The sequence below is a fragment of the Rhizobium sp. AN5 genome, assembly GCF_900215255.1.
In the GTDB taxonomy this organism is placed as follows: Bacteria; Pseudomonadota; Alphaproteobacteria; order Rhizobiales; family Rhizobiaceae; genus Agrobacterium; species Agrobacterium tumefaciens.
In genome coordinates, this window is sequence record NZ_OCMJ01000004.1 from 2,528,372 (window position 1) to 2,554,268 (window position 25,897).

General features: G+C 59.6%; 14 protein-coding genes. 8 read left to right on the plus strand and 6 right to left on the minus strand.

Annotated features, from left to right (window positions below):
- Positions 1 to 205: 205 nt before the first annotated feature.
- A complete protein-coding gene (locus CRP02_RS25025) occupies positions 206 to 8,701 on the minus strand; it encodes a GH36-type glycosyl hydrolase domain-containing protein (RefSeq protein WP_097172587.1) in 8,496 nt (2,831 codons plus the stop codon).
- Between the two features lie 567 nt (positions 8,702 to 9,268).
- On the opposite strand from CRP02_RS25025, the gene CRP02_RS25030 reads away from it, so the two are divergent.
- Positions 9,269 to 10,447, plus strand: coding sequence for a M20 aminoacylase family protein (locus CRP02_RS25030; protein WP_179784125.1), 1,179 nt, complete (start codon positions 9,269 to 9,271; stop codon positions 10,445 to 10,447).
- Between the two features lie 452 nt (positions 10,448 to 10,899).
- Positions 10,900 to 12,003, plus strand: coding sequence for an NAD(P)/FAD-dependent oxidoreductase (locus CRP02_RS25040; RefSeq protein ID WP_097172588.1), 1,104 nt, complete (start codon positions 10,900 to 10,902; stop codon positions 12,001 to 12,003).
- 13 nt (positions 12,004 to 12,016) lie between these two features.
- Here the strand turns inward: CRP02_RS25040 and CRP02_RS25045 are convergent, their stop codons facing one another.
- The 4 genes from CRP02_RS25045 to denD form a co-directional block, all read right to left on the minus strand.
- Positions 12,017 to 12,991 (minus strand): threonine/serine dehydratase, encoded by a 975-nt coding sequence (locus tag CRP02_RS25045; protein ID WP_097172589.1) that lies wholly within the window; start codon positions 12,989 to 12,991, stop codon positions 12,017 to 12,019.
- A 127-nt stretch (positions 12,992 to 13,118) separates the two neighbouring features.
- A complete protein-coding gene (locus tag CRP02_RS25050; protein ID WP_097172590.1) occupies positions 13,119 to 14,903 on the minus strand; it encodes an IlvD/Edd family dehydratase in 1,785 nt (594 codons plus the stop codon).
- 9 nt (positions 14,904 to 14,912) lie between these two features.
- Positions 14,913 to 15,815, minus strand: a complete 903-nt coding sequence (locus CRP02_RS25055) for an NAD(P)-dependent oxidoreductase (RefSeq protein WP_097172591.1) — start codon at positions 15,813 to 15,815, stop codon at positions 14,913 to 14,915.
- The gene (gene denD / locus CRP02_RS25060) at positions 15,812 to 16,798 is read right to left on the minus strand and encodes a D-erythronate dehydrogenase (protein WP_097172592.1); all 987 of its coding nucleotides are present in this window, start codon (positions 16,796 to 16,798) and stop codon (positions 15,812 to 15,814) included. The genes CRP02_RS25055 and denD overlap by 4 nt, the downstream gene beginning before the upstream one ends.
- A 200-nt stretch (positions 16,799 to 16,998) precedes the next feature.
- Here denD and CRP02_RS25065 point away from each other — a divergent pair, with 200 nt between their 5' ends.
- From CRP02_RS25065 to CRP02_RS25090, 6 genes are all read left to right on the plus strand, one after another.
- A complete protein-coding gene (locus tag CRP02_RS25065) occupies positions 16,999 to 18,444 on the plus strand; it encodes an FAD-binding oxidoreductase (RefSeq protein WP_097172593.1) in 1,446 nt (481 codons plus the stop codon).
- Between the two features lie 119 nt (positions 18,445 to 18,563).
- Entirely contained in the window at positions 18,564 to 19,280 is a 717-nt protein-coding gene (locus CRP02_RS25070; RefSeq protein ID WP_097100985.1) for a FadR/GntR family transcriptional regulator, read from the plus strand.
- Between the two features lie 206 nt (positions 19,281 to 19,486).
- Positions 19,487 to 20,647 carry a fumarylacetoacetate hydrolase family protein gene (locus tag CRP02_RS25075; protein WP_097172594.1) on the plus strand — a complete coding sequence of 387 codons (1,161 nt, stop codon included), beginning with the start codon at positions 19,487 to 19,489 and terminating at the stop codon, positions 20,645 to 20,647.
- Between the two features lie 116 nt (positions 20,648 to 20,763).
- Positions 20,764 to 21,294 carry a TRAP transporter small permease gene (locus tag CRP02_RS25080; protein WP_097172595.1) on the plus strand — a complete coding sequence of 177 codons (531 nt, stop codon included), beginning with the start codon at positions 20,764 to 20,766 and terminating at the stop codon, positions 21,292 to 21,294.
- 4 nt (positions 21,295 to 21,298) lie between these two features.
- A complete protein-coding gene (locus tag CRP02_RS25085) occupies positions 21,299 to 22,576 on the plus strand; it encodes a TRAP transporter large permease (protein WP_097100988.1) in 1,278 nt (425 codons plus the stop codon).
- Between the two features lie 36 nt (positions 22,577 to 22,612).
- Positions 22,613 to 23,620, plus strand: coding sequence for a TRAP transporter substrate-binding protein (locus tag CRP02_RS25090; RefSeq protein WP_097172596.1), 1,008 nt, complete (start codon positions 22,613 to 22,615; stop codon positions 23,618 to 23,620).
- A gap of 105 nt (positions 23,621 to 23,725) precedes the next feature.
- On the opposite strand, the gene acs is transcribed toward CRP02_RS25090, so the two are convergent.
- Positions 23,726 to 25,681 carry an acetate--CoA ligase gene (acs, locus tag CRP02_RS25095; protein WP_003516521.1) on the minus strand — a complete coding sequence of 652 codons (1,956 nt, stop codon included), beginning with the start codon at positions 25,679 to 25,681 and terminating at the stop codon, positions 23,726 to 23,728.
- Positions 25,682 to 25,897 lie beyond the last annotated feature (216 nt).

The following is a 25,897-nucleotide window of genomic DNA, read 5'->3' on the forward strand; positions in this document are numbered from 1 at the left end:
GGCTTACATTCTCGGTGGCCCCCGCAAGAGCGTCGCGAGGCTGCGTCATTTCTCTCATTGAGATGATGCTGGAGATACCCGCCAGGACAAAGTCGTCACCGCGCCTCCGTACAGACAAACAATACCAGGGCAGCCACAATAAAAGTTCAGGCCCCTGCGTCGCCGCAGGAGCCTGGCTTTAAAAGCAAACGTAGAGCCGGTCGTCTCAGTCGAACGGTATCACCCGATCGTCAGCCGACAGGGGTTTGCCGTCGACGGACACGGAGACCTCCGCCGTGCCGGCCTTACGGCTGACGACGATGTCCTTTGCTTTTCCGTCCAGCGTGATCTTCATCGAGAAGCCGCTCCAGTCTTCCGGCAGCGAAGGCGCGATGTGAAGCTTGCCTTCGGTTCGGGTGATACCGAGAATGCCCTCGATCGCGGCGCGATAGAGCCAGCCGGCGGAACCCGTGTACCAGCTCCAGCCGCCGCGACCCGCATAAGCGCCCTCACCATAGACATCGGCGGTCACCACATAGGGTTCGACTCGATAGGTTTCGGACGATGCCGCGTCGAGCGCATGGTTGACCGGGTTGAGCAGCTTGAAGCAGTTCCACGCCTCCTGCGCACGCCCCTGCTTGGCAAGGGCAAGCACTACCCAGGTCGCCGCGTGGGTATATTGTCCGCCGTTTTCGCGCACACCCGGCGGATATCCCTTGATATAACCCGGATCATGCGGCGCCCGCGAGAATGGCGGGGTGAACAGACGGATGATACCGGCCTTTTCATCGACCAGATGCTCAATAACGGCGTCCATCGCCTGCCGTGACCGGCCTTCCTCACCCTCGCCGGAAAGAACGCTCCAGCTCTGGCCAAGTGAATCGATCTGGCATTCCTCGCTGGTGGCGGAACCGAGCGGCGTGCCGTCGTCGAAATAACCGCGACGGTAGTAGCTGCCGTCCCAACCCGCAGTTTCGAGAGCATTGCGAAGCTTTTCGCGATGCGCCGACCACCTGCCGACACGGTCTGCATCACCGCGCTTTTCGGCGATCGCGATGAAGTCGCGAAGCGCACCGGCCAGGAACCAGCCAAGCCAGACACTGGTGCCCTTGCCGCCGATGCCGACACGGTTCATGCCGTCGTTCCAGTCACCGCCGAGGATCAGCGGCAGACCGTTTTCGCCGGTGCGATGGATGGCGAGATCAAGCGCCAGCGCCGCGTGTTCGTAGAGGCTAGCGGATCTGTCGCTCGTCTCCGGCTGGAAGAAGGCATCGTGCTGCCCCGGCATCAATGCCGGTCCCTTGATGAAGGGGATGCTTTCATCAAGGATGGCCGCATCGCCCGTAGCCGAGACATACTGGTTGATCGCATAAGCGAGCCAGACCACGTCATCAGAGATCGTCGTGCGGACACCGGCACCGGTCAAAGGCAGCCACCAATGCTGGACGTCGCCTTCCGCAAACTGGCGGCCTGCCGCACGCAGGATCTGCTTGCGAGCGAGATCCGGCTGGTAGAGCAGGAATGCCAGCGTGTCCTGAAGCTGGTCACGGAAGCCGAAGGCGCCGCTCGACTGATAGAAGGCCGTGCGCGCCAGGATGCGGCACGCCAGCGCCTGATAGGGCAACCAGCTATTGACCATGTGGTTGAAGCCGGCATCGGGCGTGGTAACCTGCAACTGGCCGGTAAAGCCAGTCCAGAACGCCTTGCTGCCCTCCAGCACCGACTGGAAATCCGCCGCACGGACTTGCTCGACCAGCGTTGCCGCCTCCTCCGCATTGTCGGCATCGCCGAGAATGAAGGTCATATGCCGTTCTTCACCGGGCTTCAGGTGGATTTCCTGCATCAGTGCAGCACAGGGGTCGCCGTCCACCTCGGTGCTGCCACTGAGTGCCGCACCGGACACAATGCCCTGCGGAGCCTGTGCAGAACCGAAGCGGCCGATGAATTCACGGCGGCTGGTGGTAAAGCCGCTTGCCTCGCTGTCGAGCGTCAGGAAGGCAGTGCGGGTGCTATAGTCGATGCTGTAAGGGTTCGAAGCAAAAATCGCATTGCTGCTGGCATCGTGCCTGCTCAGGATGAACGGCGCAGATTTCTGGCCATTATTGCCCAGCACCCATTCCACATAAGCATAGACTTTCAGGCGGCGGCTTTTCGAACCCTTGTTGCGTACGATGAGCTGCGAGAACTTGACCGGCTTTTCACGGTCTACCGTCTGCGTCACCTCGACTTCAAGCTTATCCGTCTTGCCGGTCATTACGGAGTAACCGAGACCGTGACGGGTTTCGAACAGGGCTTCAGGATCACGCGACAGGGCAGCACAGGGCGTATAGAGCTTTCCTGTTTCCACATCGGCAACATAGAAGGCCTCGCCCGGCCGGTTAATGACCGGATCGTTGCTCCAGGGTGTCAGCTGATAGTCACGGGAATTGCGGCTCCAGGTGAAACCAGCGCCTTCCGCCGACACATGGAAGCCGAAACTTTCGTTCGAGATGACGTTGATCCAAGGATGCGGCGTGGATTGCCCACCATGCAGGCGCACGACATATTCCTCTCCGCTTTTGGCGAAACCACCAAAACCGTTCCAGAAATCGAGATCGCCCGCATCCTCGACAGCCTCAGCGACGGGGAACGCCGGCACCGGCAGGCGAGCCTGCGCGGCCTCAGTCGCGCCGTCAGGACCGCGATGCGCCGCAAAAAGCGACACGGCGCGGTTGATCTGGTCGACAATCTTGCCATTCCGCACATGCAGCACGACGCGGGAGGCCGCCAGAAGCGCACTCCAGGTCTCTTCGTCCATCAAGTCGCGGCGAACGGAGAACACATGCGGCCTACCACCATCAGCGGGATTGATGCGACGCTGCGCCTCGGAAATATGATCCAGCGCATGCTGCATATCCTGTGCGTAGGATGCGGCCCGTTCGTTGACGATGACGAGATCGAAGATCACACCGCGCGAACGCAGATATTCGTGGGCGCTGAGCGCCTCACGGGCAATATCCATGTCCATATCGTCGTTGATACGCAGGCTGAAGATCGGGAAATCGCCCGAAATTGCAAGCGGCCAAAGCGCCCGCTGCGAAGCGAGACCCGTTTTCAGCGTTTCCGAATCCGCGCGCAGATGCATGTCCGGATAGGTCAGATAACGGCCGAGATGCTGGAAAGCGGCGGCCTGCTGAGAAGTGACACCCACATGGCGCATCTGCACCTGCGTGCGCGTCCATGCATGCACGAGTTCATGGGCAAATGCGTCCGGATGGCGATAACGGTCGATCGCCTTGTCGACTTCCTCGCGGCTCGGCGCGGCAATCGTCCAGAAAATCACGCTCACCTTCTTGCCCGCCGGTACGCGCACAGTTCGGCGCAACGACAGGATAGGATCGAGCGTAAAGCCGTCGGTGTTGGAAAGCGTGGCACCGGTATCGAATGCAGCCGCTTCACCGAGCGATCGGCCGCGGCCGATGAACTTGGCACGGTCCGTCTCGAACTCCGTCGGGCGCGATGGGCCGGCGTTATCCGCAGCAAGATGCGCGATGATCGTGCCGGGCTCGTTCGGGCTGCGGCGGTTACGCCAGGCGCGGATGACATCGCCGCGCCGGCCGATCTCCGTCTGCACGAACATGCGCGAGAACAGCGGATGGGCGTTGTCGTCGTCTTCCGACGCGATGACCGGCTCCATATAGGAGGTCACTTCAATGTAACGATCCTCGGAACCGACATTGAGCAGCGTGACGCGGCGGCCATCGGCATCGTGCTCGGTGGCGACGATGCATTCAACGACGCTCTGCAGATCGCCGACATTCTTGTGGAATTCGGCCTTGTCGTCGGTGAAGATCGTCTTGGTCTTTTCGCCTTCGATGACACGCGGCTCAGCCGTCGCACTCCACCATTGTCCATTGGTGGTATCGCGCAGGAAGATGAAGGTTCCCCAACGATCTTCGGTCGGATCGGCCTTCCAGCGGGAAATCGCCTGACCGTTCCATTTCGAATATCCCGCACCCGTTGAGGTGAGCATCGTCGAATAATGGCCGTTCGACAGGAAAACCACTTCGCGGTCGCGAACGGCCGGGTCGGCAATGGAGCGCACTTCCGCACGCAGCAGGTCGGCCTGTTCCTTGCCGGGGGTTTCCGGCTCGTATTTGGCGCTCATGACAGGCACTTCGCGCGGTGCCTTTTCCTGCAACAGGAGTTCGGCCGCCTCGATTACCGGGTCGGAATGGAAGAGTTCGCGCAACACGCCGTCAAAGGCGACGTTGGCGACAGCCGCGATCGACATGCCGTGGTGGTGGGCATAATAGTTGTAGACCACCGCGCAGACCTTGCCGTCAGGCACACGTGTCGGCGTGAAATCCACGGCATCATGGAAGCCGTACTGTCCAAGCGCGCCAAGCTTGCGCAGCTTGTCGAGGTTTTCCAGCGCACCGTCAGGATCGTACTGGCTGGCGAGGATCGACGCATAGGGCGCGATGACAGCATTCTGGCCGAGACCGCGCTTTAGGCCAAGCGTCGGCACGCCGAAGTTGGTGTACTGGTAGTTCATATTGTGATCGCGGGCGTTGAACGCCGCTTCGGAAATACCCCATGGCGTGCCGAGACGGCGGCCGTGGTTCATCTGTTCCTTGACGATCAGATTGTTGGTCTGGTTGAGAATGCCACCCTGACGCTCCTGCATGACGAGCGGAGGCATCAGATATTCGAACATCGAACCCGACCAGGAGACCAACGCGCCCTGCGCACCGATCGGCACGACCTGGCGGCCGAGACGGTACCAGTGCTCGGTCGGCAGATCGCCCTTGGCGATGGCAAACAGGCTGGTCAGGCGGCATTCGGACGCCAGAAGGTCGTAGCAGGCCTCGTCCAGTTCCTTGCTTTCGACGCGGTAGCCGATCGACAGAAGACGGCGATCCTTGCGATAAAGGAACGTGAAATCCATCGAGAAAGCGAGGTTGCGGCTGCGGTCGCGCAGCGATGCAAGACGCTGGCGCAGCGGTTCCATATTGGTCAGGTCGATGGCGCTGTCTGAAATATGCGCCTCGCAGCAATCCACGAGCAATTGTGCCCAGCGGGTCACTTCCGCGCTCTGCGCAGACTTCACTTCGTGATCGACATTGGTAGCGAGCTTCTGGATGTCGCGCGCGAGTACCGCAAGATTGATGACGCGGATCGATGCGAATTCATGCTCGCGCTTGACCGAGGCAAGAGCGTTCGAAAAACCAATGATGCGCTCTTCGAGGCGGCGATGCAGCGGACGCAGGTTCTTGCGGTCGTCAGGCAGCGCTTTCAGCGTTTCGCGCAGAATACCGGCGAGATCACCGATACCGTCGAGATTACCCTGAAGATGCGCGGAAGGCGCTTCCGCCCACTGGCGGCAGGCAGACGAAACCGCAATCAGGTGACCGGCGAGATTGCCGCTGTCCACCGCCGAAACGTAACGGGGCCCAAGCGTCTGCAGCGTGTCCGTATGGTACCAGTTGTAGAGATGGCCGCGATGTTTCTCCATCTTCTCGACGGTCTGGATCGTGTTCTCGATCCGCTCCAGCGTATCGGCAAAGCTGATCCAGCCAAACTGGCGCGCCGAAATGATGGAAAGCAGGTAAACGCCGATATTGGTAGGCGATGTACGCGAGGCAACGATCGGCTCCGGCGTTTCCTGGAAGTTGTCCGGCGGCAGGTGGTTTTCCTGCGGCGTCACGAAGGCTTCGTAATAACGCCATGTGCGACGCGCGATCTTGCGAAGCTCGAAAGAGACGTGTTCCGAAACGAACAGCCGGTCTTCGGTTTCCGCCGACTGGCTGACATACCAGGCAACGGCGGGAGACAGAACCCAGAGCAGTGTGAAGGGAATGCCGATCAGGAAGGCATTGTCACCGGGCAGCGCCGCAAACAACAGGCCGAGCATGGCCACAACAGGCGCATGCCACATCTGGCGGAAATAATAGGTGATGCCGCCCTGGGCGCTAGACTGCATGCTGGCGGCGGTGCGCCATTCCAGCATCAGCTTGTGGCTGACGAGCAGACGGTACAGCGAACGGACAATCGCATCCGTCATCATGCAGGCAGAATCGGCAATGAAGACGATACGCAGCGCAACCTGCGCATTGGTGGCGCGGATTTCCGACCAGATGGTGTGGAAATGCGCCTGCGGCACGATGTCAGTGGAGCGCGGCACGAGGCCGGAAAGCAACGAGAGCGTCGGAGCGACGAACAGCGAGAAGATCAGCAGGATCTGCCAGATCAGCGCACCGAGCGGGTCCATGAAATACCAGCCGAGGATCGAGGCGAAGAACCAGGCAATCGGCGTCAGCGAGCGGCGCAGGTTATCGACCATCTTCCACCGGCCGATCGCGGTAACACCACGCGCGCGGTCGAGAATATAGGGAAGCAGCTGCCAGTCGCCACGCGCCCAGCGATGCTGGCGCGAGACTTCCACCTCGTAGCGGGTCGGGAAATCCTCGACCAGTTCCACATCGGTCACCAGCGCGCAGCGCGCAAAGGATCCTTCGAGCAAATCATGGCTGAGGATGGAGTTTTCCTCGATCCGGCCCTTAAGCGCCGCCTCGAAGGCATCCACGTCGTAAAGACCCTTGCCGGTAAAGGTGCCTTCGGAGGTCAGGTCCTGATAAACGTCGGAAACGGTGAAGACGTAAGGGTCGATACCGCGATTGATCGAGAAGACACGCTGGAAGACGGAGGCATCCTTGCCCGTCGTCAGCGAAGGCGTAACGCGCGGCTGCAACAGGCCATAACCTTCAACCACACGTCCCGAGACCGGATCGATGACGGGGCGGTTGATCGGGTGATGCATCTTGCCGACGAGTTTGGTCACCGCATCGCGCATCAGGCGCGTATCGGCATCAAGCGTCATGACGTATTTGACATCGGCCGGCACGATATTGGCGCCACCGAGGAATGTCGTGTCCTTGTCGCCGCGCAGCAGCATGTTCAGTTCATGCAGCTTGCCACGCTTGCGCTCCCAGCCCATCCAGCAGCCTTCGGACGGGTTGTAGATGCGGCGGCGGTGCAGCAGGTAAAAACGCGTCTTGCCATCGAAGGCATAACGGCTGTTCAGCGCCGCCAGTTCGCGCTTGGCATATTCGAGAATCTCGAGATCGTCGCCGGATTGCTCATATTGGGCATCGCGCCAGTCGCTGACCAGCGCGAAATAAATCTCGCCATGCGGGTTGGCGAGATAATGCACCTCGATATTGCGCATCATCTCGTCGACGCTGTCGCGGCTGGTCAACATGCAGGGCACGGCAACAAGCGTGCGGGCATCCTGCGGAATACCGTTCTTGAACTCGTATCCAACCAACCGGAACGGCTTTACGAAGAAAGTGACGAGCGTGTTGAACAGACCGGTCGCGCCTTCCGAAGCAGGCAATGCAAACATCAAGAGGAATGCGGCCACCACATACCAGGGCATGCCCGCTTCGGCCAGGAACCAGCCGACGGCAAGCATGACGAGCGCGGTGATGAGAAACACTGGCGCCGCAATTGCGAGCCAGTTGAACTTGCGCATTGACCGGACGATATGCTGCGAGACCAGCGGTCGATAAGCCAGCACCTTTTCAAGCTCGAACCGGCGCTGGCCGACGAGTACGGAGCCGACATTGACGCGATGGTTTTCAGAAACCTCGGCAGGCTCGCCGGATCTCGCCATTTCCACGGCGGCACGCGCGACCTCTACCTCTGTCTTGGGAGAGCGACGCGCCAGAAGCTCGATCGTGTTGCGATAGGTGTTGCGCGAACCGAAATCGAGAATCTCGTAGTCGGTTTCCTCGCGCAGGACCTTATCGATATGGCTGACTTCCTCGAACCACACCGACCATTCGGTATCGTCGATTTCCCTGAGGCTCTTGACGATATTGCCCATCGTCACATTGCCTGAGGCCAGCCGGTTGTGTTCCGACATCATGACATTTTCAGCATCGGTGCCCGCAGCATGCAGGCGTTCTTCAAGCCAGGCTACCGCAAAACCCGAAGTCTGCGAGCCGTTTCTAAGGCGATAGAGGAACTGCGTCGCAAATGTCGGGTCATCGACCAGCGAATCGACCTGCTTGAGAAGTGCTGCGGAGGCTTCCGCATCGTTCAGGCGAATGATTTCGTCGACGACTTCATTCGCCTTCTGGCGCATGCGGCGCGAGCGTTCCACGCGAATGGAGATGCGGCGAAGATTTTCGATGAGGACGAAACGGATGATTGAGGGCAGCGCCCACAATTCGCCGATCTGCAGCGTCTTCGACGTCTGGTAGCCATCCACCAGCGCCGTCATGTTCTCGCGCGAAACCGTGCTGTGGGTATGGGCGACATAAAGCCAGCCGAGCGCCATGACCCGCGGGATCGTCACGCCGCCCACCGTCATTGTCGGCAGCTGGCGATAGAACTTGCGCGGAAAATCGCGGCGGACTTCCTGGATCGCCTCTTCGATGACGTAGTGGTTGTCGAGCAGCCATTCCGCCGCCGGCGTTATCGTCGCGCCATTTTCCGCGTCAACGGCCGTTGTGCGGTAGACACGCAGGATTTCCTTCTCGTTCTCACGGTGGCGCTCGAAGAAGTCGAACTCCATGAAGCCGGGAAGGGTATCGGCACCGTCGCGCGAAAGCGCGGCACCGGCATCATGCAGTTCCTCGACCGTCATATAGGACGCGCGGATCGAATCATTGTGATCGATCTGCTTCGTCTCGGAATCACGGGCGGCGGCGGTCGGGGTAATATGAAATGACATCGGCTCGTATTCTGAACTTTATGGAGAATTGTTCGACTTGACCGGCGTTTCGTCCGTGGCGGGAATACGCACGAAATCGGGCCACGCTATATTTATGACTTATCCTGAACCTTCGGTGAACCGGATCAGACGTTGTGTGCAACGCATCGTCAAACGGCGAATATCCGCAAGCACGGCGTTTTGCTGCGCGATCCCTCCAACCATGCAAAGCCGGGGATCGCTGCGGAGAATGGATTTTCGACGACAGGAAAATTTCGCCCTATGGCCCGGCAATGCCGTTCCAACCGGATTTCGCACCTTCCCCCACGGCGAAAATTGTTCGCGCAACGTCAGATAGTCCCCCTTTGACACCTGAAGGGCAACGCCAGGCCGAGAAGGCCTGCGCCACATCCGAAACGCTAATGCCCCAGGACGTCTATAGTTCCATGCCACCTGTCGCGATACGATGCAAGCGATGAATTTCAAGGCATTCCGGCTCCGGGAACGCCCCTTACATGCCCGCGTATATGCTGCTATGAAATTTGCAAAAAGCGCTGGAAAAAAGCGGCGTAACCAGGGACTTCGAAAATGACCAGACAGACCGCAAACATTGCCTCCTTCGCCAACCATATGCCGGATGTGGTGGCAATCCGCCGCCACCTGCACCAGCATCCCGAAATCGGTCTTTCCGAATTCCAGACCTCGGATTTCATTGCCGGGCAGCTGGTGGAAATGGGTTACGAAGTAACGCGCGGACTTGCCGGAACCGGTATCGTCGCCACACTCCGCAATGGCGACAGTACCCGCACGCTCGGCATTCGCGCCGATATCGATGCCCTGCCGATCCGTGAGGAAACCGGAGCGGAATATACAAGCGCCAATGATGGCGTCATGCATGCCTGCGGCCATGACGGACACACGGCCATGCTCCTGGGAGCCGCGAAGATCATCGCCGAACGCAGGAATTTCGATGGGACCCTGCATCTGATCTTCCAGCCGGCGGAGGAGAATTTCGGCGGCGCCCGCATCATGATCGAGGACGGACTGTTCGACCGCTTCCCATGCGATGCGGTTTTTGCCCTCCATAACGATCCCGGCGTGCCCTTCGGGCAATTCGTCCTGCGTGACGGCCCGATCCTTGCCGCCGTCGATGAATGCAGGATCACCGTCAACGGATATGGCGGCCACGGCGCCGAACCGCAGGATGCGGCCGACCCCATCGTTGCGGGCGCTAGTATCATCATGGCCTTGCAGACGGTGGTGTCCCGCAACATCCATCCGCAACTGTCGGCGGTCGTCACTGTTGGCGCATTCCATGCTGGTGTTGCGAGCAACGTCATTCCCGAGAAGGCGGAAATGCTGCTCACCATCCGTTCCTTCGACGCGGGTGTGCGCGACGAACTGGAAAAGCGCATCCGGGCGATAGCCGAAGGCCAGGCGGCCAGCTATGGCATGAGTGTCACGCTCGATTACGAGCGCGGATACAATGCGACCGTCAACCACAAGGCGGAAACGGACTATGTCGCCGGTCTCGCCCGTCGTTTTGCCGGGGCGGAAAAAGTGGTTGAAATGCAGCGCCCGTCCATGGGCGCGGAAGACTTCGCCTACATGCTTGAAAAACGGCCCGGCTGCTACTTCTTCCTCGGCACCGCGCGCACCGAAAACGACCCGCCGCTGCACCACCCGAAATTCGACTTCAACGACGATATCCTGCCAATCGGAACCGCTTTCTGGGTTGATCTGGCGGAGGATTATCTCAAGGCGTGAATGAATATAAAAAGGCCGGTCGGAGGAGCGACCGGCCTTTTTTTCTCAAGTTTCCTGATGAGAAAATCTGGGAGGATCAGGGAACGAGACCGAGTATGACCGCCGCGACAAAAGCCACGCATACGCCGACAAGAGCCGCGTGAACCGAATCTCTCCAGTTTCGCTGCGACTGGGGCTGCGAGACAAAGTCTTTTGCTTTTCCGGCCTTGGAATAAGACATTGTACAACTCCCTTCCTTGCTCGGCCCGTCAAAGCGGGCACTGCTTATTTCCCCTAAAGGATAGCTTTATTCCCCACTGTTTCAGTAGAGATAAAATTCCATAAGTTCGGCGCATTGGGAAAAATACGGATCGCGACTTGCCGCCGGACAAGCATCAATCTACCCATTGCGCAGGATCAACGTCGCAGACGGCATTTCCGTTCAAAATCATTGGCAGGCTCGGATAAGGACCATGACGGATATCGACGCCATCATCATAGGAGCCGGGGTGATCGGACTGGCGACGGCCCGCGAGCTGGCGATGCGTGGTCTTTCCGTCATCATCCTCGAAGGCGAAAAGGAATTCGGTTCCGCCACCTCTTCGCGCAACAGCGAGGTTATTCACGCCGGGCTTTACTATCCGGCGGGCAGCCTCAAGGCACGCCTTTGCGTTGAAGGCAGAGAGCGGCTTTATGCGTTCTGCCAGAGCCATGGCGTTTCGCACCGCCGCTGCGGTAAACTCATCGTGGCAGCGAACGCGGACGAGACGGCTCTGTTGGCGGCCCTCAAGGAAAAGGGTAACGCCAATGGCTGCGACGACCTCGAACTGATCGATGCCACGCAGGCGCTGTCGCTCGAGCCTGCGCTCACCTGCGTAGCGGCCCTGCTTTCACCTTCGACCGGCATCATTGATAGCCATGGTTATATGCTGGCACTGCTCGGCGACGCGCAAGACCATGGTGCAGCCCTCGCCCTGAATGCACCGTTCGAAAGGGCCGAAGCGGCCGGCAACGGTTTCCGGGTTTACGTGGGTGGGAAAGAGCCTCTCAGCCTGACATGCCGGATACTCGTCAATTCCGCCGGCCTTCTGGCACCGCTGGCGGCAAAACAGATCGAGCGATTGCCGAAGCACACGATCCCGGAGGCGCGTTTCGCCAAGGGCAGCTATTTTTCGCTGACCGGCAAGTCGCCTTTTTCACGGCTCATCTACCCCGCTCCGCACACCCACGGCCTTGGCGTGCACCTGACGCTGGATCTCGCCGGTCAGGCCCGTTTCGGGCCGGATGTGGAGTGGGTCGACACCATTGATTATGCCGTCGATCCCCGCCGCATGGAGGGTTTTGGCGACGCGATCCGCCGCTATTGGCCCGGCCTACCAGAACACGCGCTGATCCCGGCCTATTCGGGCATCAGGCCGAAGATTTCAGGACCCGACGAACCGGCCATGGATTTTCGCATCGACGGCTCGGAAACCCACGGCCTTGCCGGTCTCGTCAATCTTTTCGGCATCGAAAGCCCCGGCCTCACCGCCTCACTGGCGATAGCCAACGAGGTCGCGACGCGGCTCGAGGCCTGATCCCACCCTGATCTCAGCCGAAACGGGACAGTGCGCTCGCCATGATCTCCGGATCGACATTGCCGCCGGAGGCAACCGCAATCACCGTTTCGCTCTCCAGCTCGTTGCCATGAAACAGCGCCGCCGCCAAGGCCACCGCGCCGCCTGGCTCGACAACAACCTTCAGCCTGTTGAAGGCGAGAACCATGGCCCGCAGTGCTTCCTCTTCGGTCACGGCAATGCCTTTTCCGCAAAGCCCAACCATAATCGGGAAGGTGATGTTACCGGGCTGAGGCGTGACGATTGCATCGCAGATCGAACCGGAAGTCGTTGCATTCCGCTCGATCCTGCCCGCTGCAAGTGAGCGCGCCACATCGTCAAACCGCTCGGGTTCTGACGTCCTGACCTTGTAGTTCGGCGCTTTCGCCGCAAGGGCAAGGGAGATGCCGGATGTGAGGCCGCCGCCGCCGCAGGGCACGAGAACCTCGGCCGCATCGATACCGAGTTCCAAGCCCTGTTCGGCGATTTCCAGCCCGACAGTCCCCTGCCCTGCAATCACCAGCGGTTCGTCGTACGGCCTGATCAGGGTCAGTCCGCGCTCGCTCGACAGGCGATCGCCAATGGCGTCGCGATCGTCATTAGCCCGGTCATAGAGCACCACCTCAGCACCATAGTCGCGGGTATTGTCGATTTTGATCTTTGGCGCATCGGACGGCATGATGATGACGGCAGGCACGCCGTGCAGACGAGCAGCAAGCGCGACGCCCTGCGCATGGTTGCCCGAGGAAAAGGCGATCACGCCACGGGCGCGCACATCGGCTGGCAGGCCTGATACCGCCGACCAGCCACCGCGAAATTTGAAGGAACCCGTTCTTTGCAGGCACTCGGCCTTCACGAACAGCTTCCGCCCGGCAATCTCATCCAGAAAATGCGACGACAGAAGCGGTGTACGCACCGCATGTTCGCCGATGCGCTCGCGCGCTGCCTCGATCATCGAAATATCTGTCATGCCCTGCCCCTGTAATGCGGATGTTGGGTGTACATTAGGAGGTCGCAATCAATAGCGAAACCGCCTGGACAAGAAAAATCCCCGGTCTTGGCCGGGGATTTTTCGTCATGCTCTTGTCCGTGAAATGTCAATGGTTGTGCCGGGGCATCTTCTCGGCAATCCGGCGGAAATCCGCGGCCCCTTCCAGAACCGCACCATCCGAAAGCTGGGTCACCGATTGACGATAGATGCGCTGCCAGGGCGTGGCATCCGCAGGCACCGCAGGAATGCCATCGGCCTTTCGGGCAGCAAGCTCTGCATCCGGTACCAGTGCGTCGCACTTGCCTTGATTGAAGTCGATGCGGATCACATCACCGGTGCGAAGCCATGCCAGTCCTCCACCGGCGGCACTTTCTGGCGAGGCATTGAGGATCGACGGGCTGTCCGCGGTTCCCGATTGCCGGCCATCGCCGATTGTCGGCAGGCTGGTGATGCCTTTTTTCAACAGTGCGTCCGGCGGCTGCATGTTGACGACCTCAGCCGAACCCGGCCAGCCGAGCGGTCCGGCCCCGCGAATGACGAGAATGGTGCGCTCATCGATATCGAGAGACGGATCGTTGATACGGGCGTGATAATCTTCCGAACCATCGAAAACCACACTTTTGCCCTCGAAAATCCCCTCACGACCCGGCTCGCTCAGATAACGCTGCCGGAATTCAGCCGAGATCACGCTGGTCTTCATGATGGCGAAATCGAACAGATTGCCCTTGAGGACGAGGAAACCGGCCCGTTCCTTGAGCGGCTTATCGTAAGGAAGGATCACATCGCGGTCGGTCGATTCCCGCCCGTCCAGATTTTTCGCCATGGTTTTGCCGGTCACGGTCGGACAGCTCCCATCAAGCTTGCCTGCCTTCAGAAGCTCCCACATGATGGCGGGCGTACCGCCGGCACGGTGATATTTCTCACCCAGCCATTTGCCGGCGGGCTGGACATTGGCGAGGAGCGGAATGTCATAACCGTGAACCTGCCAGTCTTCCTCGCGAAGCTCGACGCCCGCATGTTTCGCCATCGCCGCCAGATGCGGCTGGGCATTGGTGGAGCCGCCGATTGCCGAATTGACGCGGATCGCGTTCAGGAAAGCCTCGCGCGTCATGATGTCGGAAGGCTTGATATTCTCGACAACCAGTTCGACGGCGCGGCGGCCGGTGCGATAGGCCATCTGGCCGCGTTCGCGGTAAGCGGCCGGGATTGCGCCGCAGCCGGTGAGCGACATGCCGAGCGCTTCCGCAATGGCATTCATGGTAGAGGCCGTGCCCATGGTGTTGCAGTGGCCGACCGACGGAGCGGATTCCAGCGCCGCCTGCAGGAATTCCTCGCGGGTGATTTCGCCGGCGCCGTATTTGCGGCGCATGCGCCAGATGACCGTGCCGGAACCAACCAGATCGCCGTCATGGTATCCGTCGAGCATTGGTCCGCCCGATAAGACGATGGCTGGAATATCAACCGTGCTTGCCGCCATCAGCGCCGAAGGCGTGGTCTTGTCGCAGCCCGTGGTCAACACGACGCCATCGAGCGGATAACCGTAAAGCACTTCCACCAGGCTGAGATAGGCAAGATTGCGGTCAAGCGCCGCTGTCGGTCGCTTGCAGTTTTCGAACATCGGATGGGTCGGAAACTCGATGGGGATGCCGCCCGCATCACGGATACCATCGCGCACCCGCTTGACCAGTTCGACATGGACGCGGTTGCAGGGCGTCAGGTCGCTGCCGCTCTGGGCAATGCCGATGACCGGCTTGCCGGAACGCAGCTCTTCCGGCGTCACGCCATAATTCATGAAGCGCTCCAGATAGAGCGCCGTCATGTCGAGATGGTCAGGGTTGTCGAACCAGTCCTGGGATCGCAGCCGCCGCACGGGTGTCTTGTCGTCGCTCATGAGACCGCCTCAGCCCTGTTCCCGGTTGTTGAGTTTTTCGAGGTAAAGCAGGATACCGCTATGGTCGATATCGGCTCCACCATCACTGACGAAATCATCGAACTCCCGCGTCACCTGCTGGGTCAAAGGCAACGTCAGAGACAAATCCTTCGCCGTCGCCAGCACCCCGTTCAGATCCTTGAGCTGGAACTTTGAGGGTCCGCCTGGCGCGAAATTGCGCTTCACCATGCGTTCGCCGTGCAATTCCAGTATCCGGCTTTCGGCAAAACCGCCACGTATGGCGTTGCGGAACCCTTCGCGGGATGCCCCGCCCGCTTCCACAAGCATCATCGCCTCGGCAACCGCGCCGATGGTGATGGCAACGATCTGCTGGTTGGCGAGTTTGCAAAGCTGGCCCGCACCGGAGGGGCCGACATAGGTGAGCCTGCCCATCGGCGCGAAGAAATCCGAAAGATCGGAGATCAGCGCCTCATCGCCACCGGCCATGATCGCGAGCGTACCCGCCGTTGCGCCCGGCACACCGCCGGAGACCGGCGCATCGACATGATGAATGCCCATTGCCCGCAGCCTGGAGGAGTGTTCGCGCGCAATAGGCGGCGCAATCGAGCTGCTGTCGATGACAACAGCGCCTTTTTCCAGCGCGTCGGCCACACCCGCCTCGAACAGCACCTCGCCCACGGCTTTGCCGTCGCTCAGCATGGTGATGACGATATCGGCACCCCTGGCGGCTTCGGCCGGCGATGCCGCGAGAACCGCGCCATCGGCTACCAGCGCCTCAGCCTTTTCGACGCTGCGGTTCCACACCGCAACCGAAAAGCCCGCGCCCAGCAGACGCCGCGCCATCGGCCCGCCCATCAGGCCTGTGCCGATAAAGGCAACCGACTGCTTCTTCTCCTCCCCGCCGACACTCATTTCAGTGAACCTCCCAGTTCGTCCTCGATATGAACCTGAATGATCTCTTCGAAGGAGCTTTCAGCCGTAAAGCCAAGTTCACGGGCGCGCTTTGCTTCGAAACCGGGCGCCCAGCCTTCGCACATGCGCATGATCATCTCGTTCGGCTCGCGGCGAATGAGGGCAACGGCCTTTTCGCCCGCAACCTTACGCAGCGCTTCGATCTGTTCGCCAACGGTGGCGCTGAGGCCAGGCATGGACAGGTTGCGGCGCGGACCGACCTTTTCCACGTCGATCGTCGCGCCATGAAGAAGGAAACCGACAGCGGAACGCGGCGAGGCGTGCCAGTGGCGAATGCTTTCCGGCACCGGCAGAACCGCTTCCTGACCAACCAGCGGCTCGCGCAGGATATTGGAGAAGAAGCCGGAAGCAGCCGCATTCGGCTTGCCGGGACGAATGCAGATGGTCGGCAGGCGAATGCCGATGCCGTCGAAGAAACCGCGACGGCTATAGTCGGAGAGCAGCAGCTCGCAGATCGCTTTCTGCGTGCCGTAGCTGGTCAGCGGCGTGGTGTGGAACTCATCCGGGATCGGATAGGGGAGTGGCGCACCGAAGACGGCGATCGACGAGGTGAAGACCACGCGTGGCTTGTACCCGTCCTTGCCGTTGGCAATGCGGATGGCGTCGAAGAGATAACGCGTGCCATCGAGATTGATGCGGTAACCCTTGTCGAAATCAAGTTCGGCTTCACCGGATACGATGGCAGCAAGATGAAAGATCACATCGGGGCGGGCTTCGACTAGCTTTTCGGCTTCGCCCGGCGCGGACAGATCGGCTGCGAGCGCATCAACCGCACCCGAGAAGCCGGCGGGCGCTTCCGGCTGAAAAACGTCGATAAGCGTGAATCTGTCAATCGACTTGCCGCCAAGCGATCCATCCTTGACGAGACGCTGCGTCAGCTTACGGCCAACCATGCCTGCAGCACCGATGATTGCGATATGCATATCTTCCTCCTCTTTGGCCCGGTCATTCTCCCGAGACCGAAAAAACATCATCGGCTCGTGAACCGATAAATTAGCTTGTAAGGTTGTCTGATAACCTTATATGGTTTGATTGAAAATAGTATTTTTTCACAAACCGGCAAAAGCAAGGGCGAAAGACCTTTGCCTGGATATTTTAGGGCGGATTGGACGGAGAGGGTGGAATGACGATCGTGAGCGAACACGATATCGAGGAATTGCGGTTCTCGCTAAAGAACAGGCTGGGCGAGGCATTGCTGCTGACATCGCAGGAAGACATGCTGCGCTATTGCCGCGACTGGCACGGCGACGTCACCAGTTCGGCGGTAGCCGTCATCCGCCCCCGCTCAACCAAGGAAGTCTCCGATACGGTTCGCGCCTGCGCCGAACTCGATCTCGCCATCATCCCTCAGGGCGGTAATACCGGACTGGTGCTCGGCGGCATTCCCGATGAGCCAAAGCGTCAGGTCGTGCTGAGCCTTGAGCGCATGAATGCCATCCGCACCATAGACAGCGACGATTTTTCGGCTGTCGTCGAAGCCGGCTGCATTCTGTCGGAATTCAAGGATGCAGTTCAGGACAAGGGAATGTTCTTTCCGCTGTCGCTCGGCGCGCAGGGCAGCTGCCGCATCGGCGGCAACGTCTCCACCAATGCTGGCGGCATCAACGTTCTGCGCTACGGCATGACCCGCGAACTGGTGCTGGGTCTCGAAGTGGTATTGCCTGATGGCACCATCTGGAATGGCCTGTCGACGCTGCGTAAGGACAATCGCGGCATTGACCTGAAGCAGCTTTTCATCGGCGCGGAAGGAACACTCGGCATCATCACGGCCGTGTCCGTAAAGCTCTACCCCAATCCAGAACATGTCGAGACGGCACTGCTCGGCCTCAATTCGCTGGATGACGCCATCAAGCTTTATCGCCGCGCCCGCCGCGAATGCTGCGACCTGATGTCCGCCTTCGAATTCATGCCGCCCGTCGCCTTCACGCTCGCTATCGAAGCAATCCCCGACCTTAAAATGCCGATCGCCGGAGATTATCCGGCCTATGTGCTGATGGAAATTTCCGGCTCGGGGCTAGTAGACACTGCCGACCTGATGGGACGGTTCCTCGAGGGCGTCATGGAAGACGGTCTGGTGCTGGACGGCGTCATCGCCTCCTCGCGAGCACAGGCGCAATCGCTGTGGCTCTTCCGCGAGGGCATGAACGAGGGTCAGGCGCTGCGCGGCAGCCATATGCGCACCGATATCTCCGTGCCGCTGTCCAAACTTGCGGCGTTCGTGGCCGAAGCAGAGGCTGAACTGGCGGAAAAACTGCCGGAATGCCTGGCGGTTTCCTATGGCCATGTCGGAGACGGTAACGTCCATCTCAACGTGCTGCCGCCAAACGGAGCAACGCCGCAGGAGCGCGAAGCCTTCATCTACAAATCGAAAACCCTCGTCAACGACGTCCTCGACCGTTACGTCGGCAGCATCAGCGCCGAGCATGGCATCGGCCGCCTGAAACGCTCCGATTTCGAAAGCCGGCTATCTGATGTGCAGCGCCGGATGATCACGGGTTTGAAAAATGCCTTTGACCCCGATTTGCGGATGAATCCCGGTTGCCAGATAACCCTGCAACCGGATAGCTAGTCGAGAAACAGCAAAGGCGGCGGAATACGCCGCCTCTGAAAACCCCGCTGATGGCGAAGGAGGAAGTCGCCTGCCGCGGGAAAAAACGGACCAATCGTTTCTGTGGAACGGGAGCAATCATGACGCTGGAGTTCAATCAGATACATCGCAACGATCATCTGCCCGGCCGGATCGCCGCGGAGATCGCCCGCGAGATCAATGATTCGAAACTCGGGCCGGGCGACAGGCTGCCGACGGAACATGTTCTGGCGAAAACCTTCGGCGTCAGCCGCTCGGTCATTCGTGAAGCGATCGCGCAATTGCGCAACGAAGGTTTTGTCGAAACACGGCAAGGCGTGGGCGCTTTCGTTACCGATCCCCGGCAGAGACTGTCCATTCGCATCGAGCGGTCCCGTCTGAACGATCCGGAAAATTTCCGCGATCTCTTCCAGCTTCGCATGCCGATGGAAATCGAGGCGGCGGGTCTGGCAGCACTCCACCGCAACCCGCAGCAGCTGGCGCGGCTGGCGGCGGCACTGGAAAAGATGCGAACGACCGACGACTGGTCGACGGAGGGCGTTGCGGCCGATCTCGACTTTCACCGTATTCTGGCGGAAGCGACGCAGAACGAATATTTCCTGATGTTCCTCGGCTTCATCGCAGAACGCATCAGCTCGGCTATCAACATCGCCTTCTCCCGTGCTATTTTCGGGGAAATCCTCGAGGTGACGATCGCCGAACATGTGGCAATCTTCGAAGCCGTCGAACGCGCCGATGCGACTGCGGCCAAGGATGCGATGCGCAAACATCTGCTCGGGGCAGCAAGCCGGGTCAATCTGGAACTGGATATCTTCTGAGCCGCAAACAGAAGCTTGAACAGCAAAGCTATAGGACAGGTTTCGCTGCTTTCCGGCAATCCAGAGGCGAAAGACGATAATTTTGTCTGTGGTGCCGCTAGACTCGCTGTAAAAGTCATACTAAGAAGAATGAGATTAGGTTGTCAGACATCCAGACAATATGACCGCAGGAGGCGGCTGTCGGAGGGCTGAAGGGGAGGATATATATGACCGGCTCAAGGTCCATCGACGCTACCGCTATTTTGCCTGAAGACTTTGAAAACGCCCTGCTCGTCGGCCGTGTATGGTCGAAAAGCGAAGGCGGCCCCTGCCCCGTTCTGCTCAAGGGCGGCGTGCTTTACGACCTCACCTCTCTTTCGCCGACCATGTCGGAACTTCTGGAAAAGACGGATCTGGTGGAGCTGCTTGCAGACACCGGCACATTCGTGGCGCTTGGCGCGCTCGATGCCTTTCTGGATGGCTCCGCTGGTGAACTTCTCGCCCCCAACGATATTCAGGCCGTCAAGGCTGCGGGCGTGACCTTCGCCGACAGCATGCTGGAACGCGTGATCGAGGAGCAGGCCAAGGGCGATCCACTTCGCGCGCAGGAAATACGCGGACGGCTGGCGCCGGTTCTCGGCGATAATCTCAAGGGACTTGAGGCCGGTTCGGAAAAAGCAGCCGAAGTGAAGAAACTGCTGCAGGAAATGGGCCTGTGGTCGCAATATCTGGAAGTTGGCATCGGCCCGGATGCGGAGATATTCTCCAAGGCGCAGGCCATGGCCTCCGTCGGCTGCGGCGCGCTGATCGGCGTTCACCCGAAATCGCAGTGGAACAACCCGGAGCCGGAAGTGGTGCTGGCCATTGCCTCCAACGGCCGTATCGTTGGCGCAACGCTCGGCAACGACGTCAACCTGCGTGACTTCGAGGGCCGCTCCGCCCTCCTGCTCAGCAAGGCAAAAGACAACAACGCATCCTCCGCAATCGGTCCCTTCATCCGCCTGTTTGATGGACGCTTCACCATTGAAGACGTGAAGAAGGCGCAGATATCGCTTCTGGTCGAAGGCGAGGACGGCTTCACCATGACGGGTGCAAGCGCAATGCAGGCGATCAGCCGCACGCCGGAAAACCTCGCTTCCCAGCTCTTGAACCGCAACCATCAGTATCCTGACGGCGCCGTCTTTTTCCTTGGTACGATGTTCGCGCCGGTAAAGGACCGCCATGGCCCGGGTCTCGGCTTCACCCACTCCAAGGGCGACCGTGTCGAAATCTCCACGCCCAAGCTCGGCAAGCTGATCAACTGGGTCACGACGACAGACGAATGCCCGGAATGGACATTCGGCACCGCGGCCCTGATGCGCAACCTGGCGAAACGCGGGCTGCTCTAGGCAATCCAGCAAAACTGCATCGCGGTTTTGCGCCCAGAATTGCGAAAACCCATAGGTGGAGCATTGAGCGCGATCCTTCGCCGAAAATGCTCCAGATATTTCTTCGGGAGGGGAAAATGCAAAAGACCATCAATCTCTTTTACCGGATTCTCGAAATCATTCTCGTCCTGCTGCTCGCCGGCATGTCGATCATGGTCTTCGTCAACGTCGTCATGCGTTACACGATGAATTCCGGCATCAATATCTCGGAAGAATTGTCGCGATACTTCTTCGTATGGCTGACCTTCATCGGCGCCGTACTGACCTTCCGTGAAAACAGCCATATGGGCATCGAAACTCTCGTGATGTTCCTGTCGCGCCGCGCCCGTGTCGTCTGCATGATCGTGTCGAACATCATCATTCTGGGCTGTTCCGCCATCTTCTTCTGGGGAACATGGAAGCAGTCCGCCATCAACGCCAGCATGCATGCGCCTGTCACCAAGCTGTCGATGATCTGGGTCTACGGCGTCGGCATGTTCACCGGCGGCCTGATGTTCATCATCGCTCTGGAACGCCTCTACCGTTATGTGACGGGCCGCGTGACAGAGGATGAAATCGCCCAGTTCGCCGGCGAGAACCTCACGATCGAACAGCTTTCGGAGCGCTGATACCATGACACTTTTCGTTTTTGTCGGCTCTCTTCTCGGAGCCATGGCGATTGGCGTTCCCGTCGCTTTCTCGCTGATGTTCTGTGGCGTCGTGCTCATGTGGTACATGGGCATGTTCAACACCGCGATCATCGCCCAGAACATGATTTCGGGCGCGGATACCTTCACACTGCTCGCCATCCCCTTCTTCATCCTGGCCGGCGAACTGATGAACTCCGGTGGTCTTTCCCGCCGCATCATCGACTTTGCGATTGCGCTTGTGGGCCATATCAGGGGCGGTCTCGGCATCGTGGCGATTGTCGCGGCCATCATCATGGCCAGCATCTCCGGTTCGGCAGCTGCCGACACCGCAGCCCTTGCCGCAATCCTCATCCCGATGATGGCGAAAGCCGGTTACAACATTCCGCGCTCCGGCGGCCTCATCGCTGCAGGCGGCATCATTGCCCCGGTCATTCCGCCCTCCATGGCCTTCATCGTCTTCGGCGTCGCCGCCAACGTTTCGATCACCCAGCTTTTCCTTGCCGGCATCGTACCCGGCATTCTGATGGGCATTTCGCTGATCATCGCCTGGCTGATCGTGGTCCGAAAGGATAACATCAAGCCCCTGCCCAAAACCTCGGGCAAGGAACGTCTGGTTGCCACGGTCCGCGCCGGCTGGGCGCTTGGCATGCCGGTCATCATTCTGGGCGGCATCAAGGCAGGCATCATGACGCCGACGGAAGCCGCCGTTGTCGCTGCCGTCTACGCCCTATTTGTCGGCATGGTGATCTACCGCGAACTGAAGCCGGCGGATCTGTTCCACGTTCTTCTGCGCGCCGCCAAGAGCACATCGATCATCATGTTCCTTGTCTGCGCAGCCCTCGTCTCCGCATGGCTCATCACGGCTGCGAACATTCCAAACGAGGTCGCTGGTTATATCGAACCGCTGATCGATCGTCCGATGCTTCTGATGGTTGCCATGATGGTGCTGGTCTTCATCGTCGGAACCGCGCTCGACCTGACGCCGACCATCCTGATCCTGACGCCCGTTCTGATGCCCATCGTCAAGCAGGCAGGCATCGACCCGGTCTATTTCGGCGTCCTCTTCATCATCAACAACGCCATCGGCCTGATTACCCCGCCGGTCGGCGTCGTGCTGAACGTCGTCTCAGGCGTCGGACGCATCCCGCTCGGCAAGGTCACGATCGGCGTCTGGCCTTTCCTCGTCGCAGAAACCATCGTTCTGGCGTTGCTCGTGGTTTTCCCGGACATCGTGATGGTTCCGCTGCAATACCTTCGTTAATCGCCACTTCTCAACCAAAATCCAAGGGAGGATATTATGAGAAAGCTTCTTCTGATCACCACGGCCATCGCTTTCGCGGTGGGCGCCGCAGCCCCGGCAATGGCTGAATTCAACAGCCGCAACATCCGCGTTTCGAACGGCATCAACCAGGACCACCCGGTCGGCAACGGCATCAAGGCAATGCAGGCCTGCCTCGACGACAAGTCGGGCGGCAAGCTGAAGCTGACGGCATTCTGGGGCGGCGCTCTCGGCGGTGACCTTCAGGCGACGCAGGCCCTGCGCTCCGGCGTTCAGGAAGCGGTTGTTACGTCCTCGTCACCGCTCGTCGGCCTGATCCCGTCGCTCGGCGTCTTCGACCTGCCGTTCCTGTTTTCCAACGCCAAGGAAGCCGATGCCGTGATGGACGGCGCCTTCGGCGACATGATGAACAAGAAGCTCGAAGAACAGGGCCTCGTAAACCTGGCCTACTGGGAAAACGGTTTCCGCAACCTCTCGAACTCCAAGCACGCCGTGAACAAGTGGGAAGATTTTTCCGGCCTGAAGGTTCGCGTGATGCAGAACAACATCTTCCTCGACACCTTCCAGAACCTCGGCGCCAATGCAACGCCGATGGCTTTCGGTGAAGTATTCTCGGCACTTGAAACCAACGCGATCGACGCACAGGAAAACCCCTATGTGACGATCGACACCTCCAAGTTCTACGAGGTGCAGAAGTACATCACCGAGACGAACCACGCCTACACGCCGTTCCTCTTCCTCTTCTCCAAGCCGATCTTCGACAGCTACACGCCCGAAGAACAGACGGCCCTGCGCGAATGCGCAGTCGTCGGCCGCGACGAAGAGCGCAAGGTCATCCGCGAACTGAACCAGAAGTCGCTGGAAAAGATCAAGGCTGCAGGACTTGAAGTGAACTCGCTGTCTGCGGAAGAGCAGGCACGTATCCGCGAAAAGTCGATGGTCGTCTACGAAAAGCACAAGGCTGAAATCGGTGCCGACGTCGTTGACGCCGTTCTGGCGGACCTGAAGAAGATCCGCGGCCAGTAATCCTGTCTGGATAAAATTAAAACACCCGGAGGTCAGCCTCCGGGTGTTTTTGTTTATGCGAATACAGAAAAGAAAAAGGCTGCCCAAGCAGCCTCTTCCAGAAAATCAGGACGCCGTGCGGTTTTGCCGGTTGGCGATGAGATCTTCGACTACCGCGGGATCGGCAAGCGTCGAGGTATCCCCAAGCGCGCCGAAATCATCCTCGGCGATCTTGCGCAGAATACGCCGCATGATCTTACCCGAACGGGTCTTCGGCAGGCCCGGCGCGAACTGGATCTTGTCTGGCGTCGCAACCGGCCCGATCTCGTTTCGGACGTGCTTTACCAACTCCTCGCGCAGCGCATAGTCGCCGCTCTGGCCCGCCATCAACGTGACATAACAATAAATGCCCTGCCCCTTGATGGCATGCGGGTAACCCACGACCGCCGCTTCCGACACCTGATGATGCGAAACAAGTGCCGACTCGACTTCGGCGGTGCCGAGGCGGTGGCCGGAGACGTTAAGCACGTCATCGACGCGGCCAGTGATCCAGTAATAACCGTCCTCATCGCGCCGGCAGCCGTCACCGGTGAAGTACTTGCCCTTATAGGTCGAGAAGTAGGTGTCGACGAAGCGCTGGTGATCCCCGTAAACAGATCGCGACTGGCCCGGCCAGCTGTCGATGATGCAGAGATTGCCGTCGGCCGGCCCCTCCAGCACGTTGCCTTCGGCATCGACCAGCTGCGGCTGCACGCCGAAGAACGGCCTTGTCGCCGAACCCGGCTTCAGGTCCGTCGCACCCGGCAGCGGCGAGATGAGAATGCCGCCCGTTTCCGTCTGCCACCAGGTATCAACGATGGGGCTCTTGTCCTCGCCGACCACATGGTAATACCACTCCCACGCTTCAGGATTGATCGGCTCGCCCACCGTGCCGAGAAGCCGCAGGCTTTCGCGCGACGAACGCGTGACGAACTGGTCGCCCGCCCCCATCAGGGATCGGAGCGCCGTCGGTGCGGTGTAGAAGATGTTGACCTTGTGCTTGTCGATGACTTCCCAGAACCGTCCCTGATCCGGGAAGTTGGGAACGCCTTCGAACATCAGCGTCGTCGCACAGTTCGCCAGCGGCCCATAGACGATGTAGGAATGGCCGGTGACCCAGCCGACATCGGCGGTACACCAGAAGACCTCCCCGTCCTTGTAGTCGAAGACATATTCATGCGTCATCGACGTGTAGACGAGATAGCCGCCCGTGGTGTGCAACACGCCCTTCGGCTTGCCGGTGGAGCCTGACGTGTAGAGGATGAACAGCGGATCTTCCGCCCGCATCTTCACCGGCGGGCAATCCGGTTTCACCGTGGCGATTTCCTGATGGTACCAGATGTCGCGGCCAGGCGCCCAGCCGGTCTTGCCGCCGGTGCGGCGCACGACCAGAACCTTGTTGACGATGACATATTGCTTGGCGGCAATATCGATCGCCTTGTCGGTGTTTTCCTTGAGCGGGATCGGCTTGCCGCCACGCACGCCTTCATCGCAGGTGATGACGAAGGTGGACTGGCAATCGACGATGCGGCCAGCCAGAGCTTCCGGCGAGAAGCCGCCGAACACGACCGAATGAATGGCGCCGATGCGGGCGCAGGCAAGCATTGCATAGGCCGCCTCGGGTATCATCGGCATATAGATGGTGACCCGATCGCCCTTCTTGACACCATGCTTCTTCAGCACGTTCGCCAGGCGGCAGACATAGTCATAGAGTTGATTGTAGGTGATCTTCTTGTCGATATAGGGATTGTCACCTTCCCAGATGATCGCCGTGCGTTCGCCATGCGTCTTCAGGTGCCGGTCGATACAGTTGTAGGAGACGTTCGTCAGGCCGTCCTCGAACCACTTGATCGGCACTCTTCCCTTGAAGGACGTGTTCTTGACCTTGGTATAGGGCTTGAACCAGTCGATCCGCCGGCCGTGCTTGTCCCAGAACTTCTCGGGATCCTCGACGCTCTCCTGATACCATTTCTGGTAACGCTCATTGTCGATGAGCGTGCGGGCTTTCGCCGATTTGAGCACCGGGTAGATTTTGGCAGACATGAACTCCTCCTGGAACCAGATATGGCTTGATATGCGCGACCTTGAGACTCCCACCTCAGGCATGTGTTGAATTCATAGCAGTTCAAATGCACACGGCAATTAGACAAAGGCATTTGTTTCGCAAAGAATTGCAATTATGATGCAATCCGGTTATAGAGCGCCAATATCCCGGAAATCAGTGGTTGATACCACGCCCGCGACCCCGGCGCGGACGGA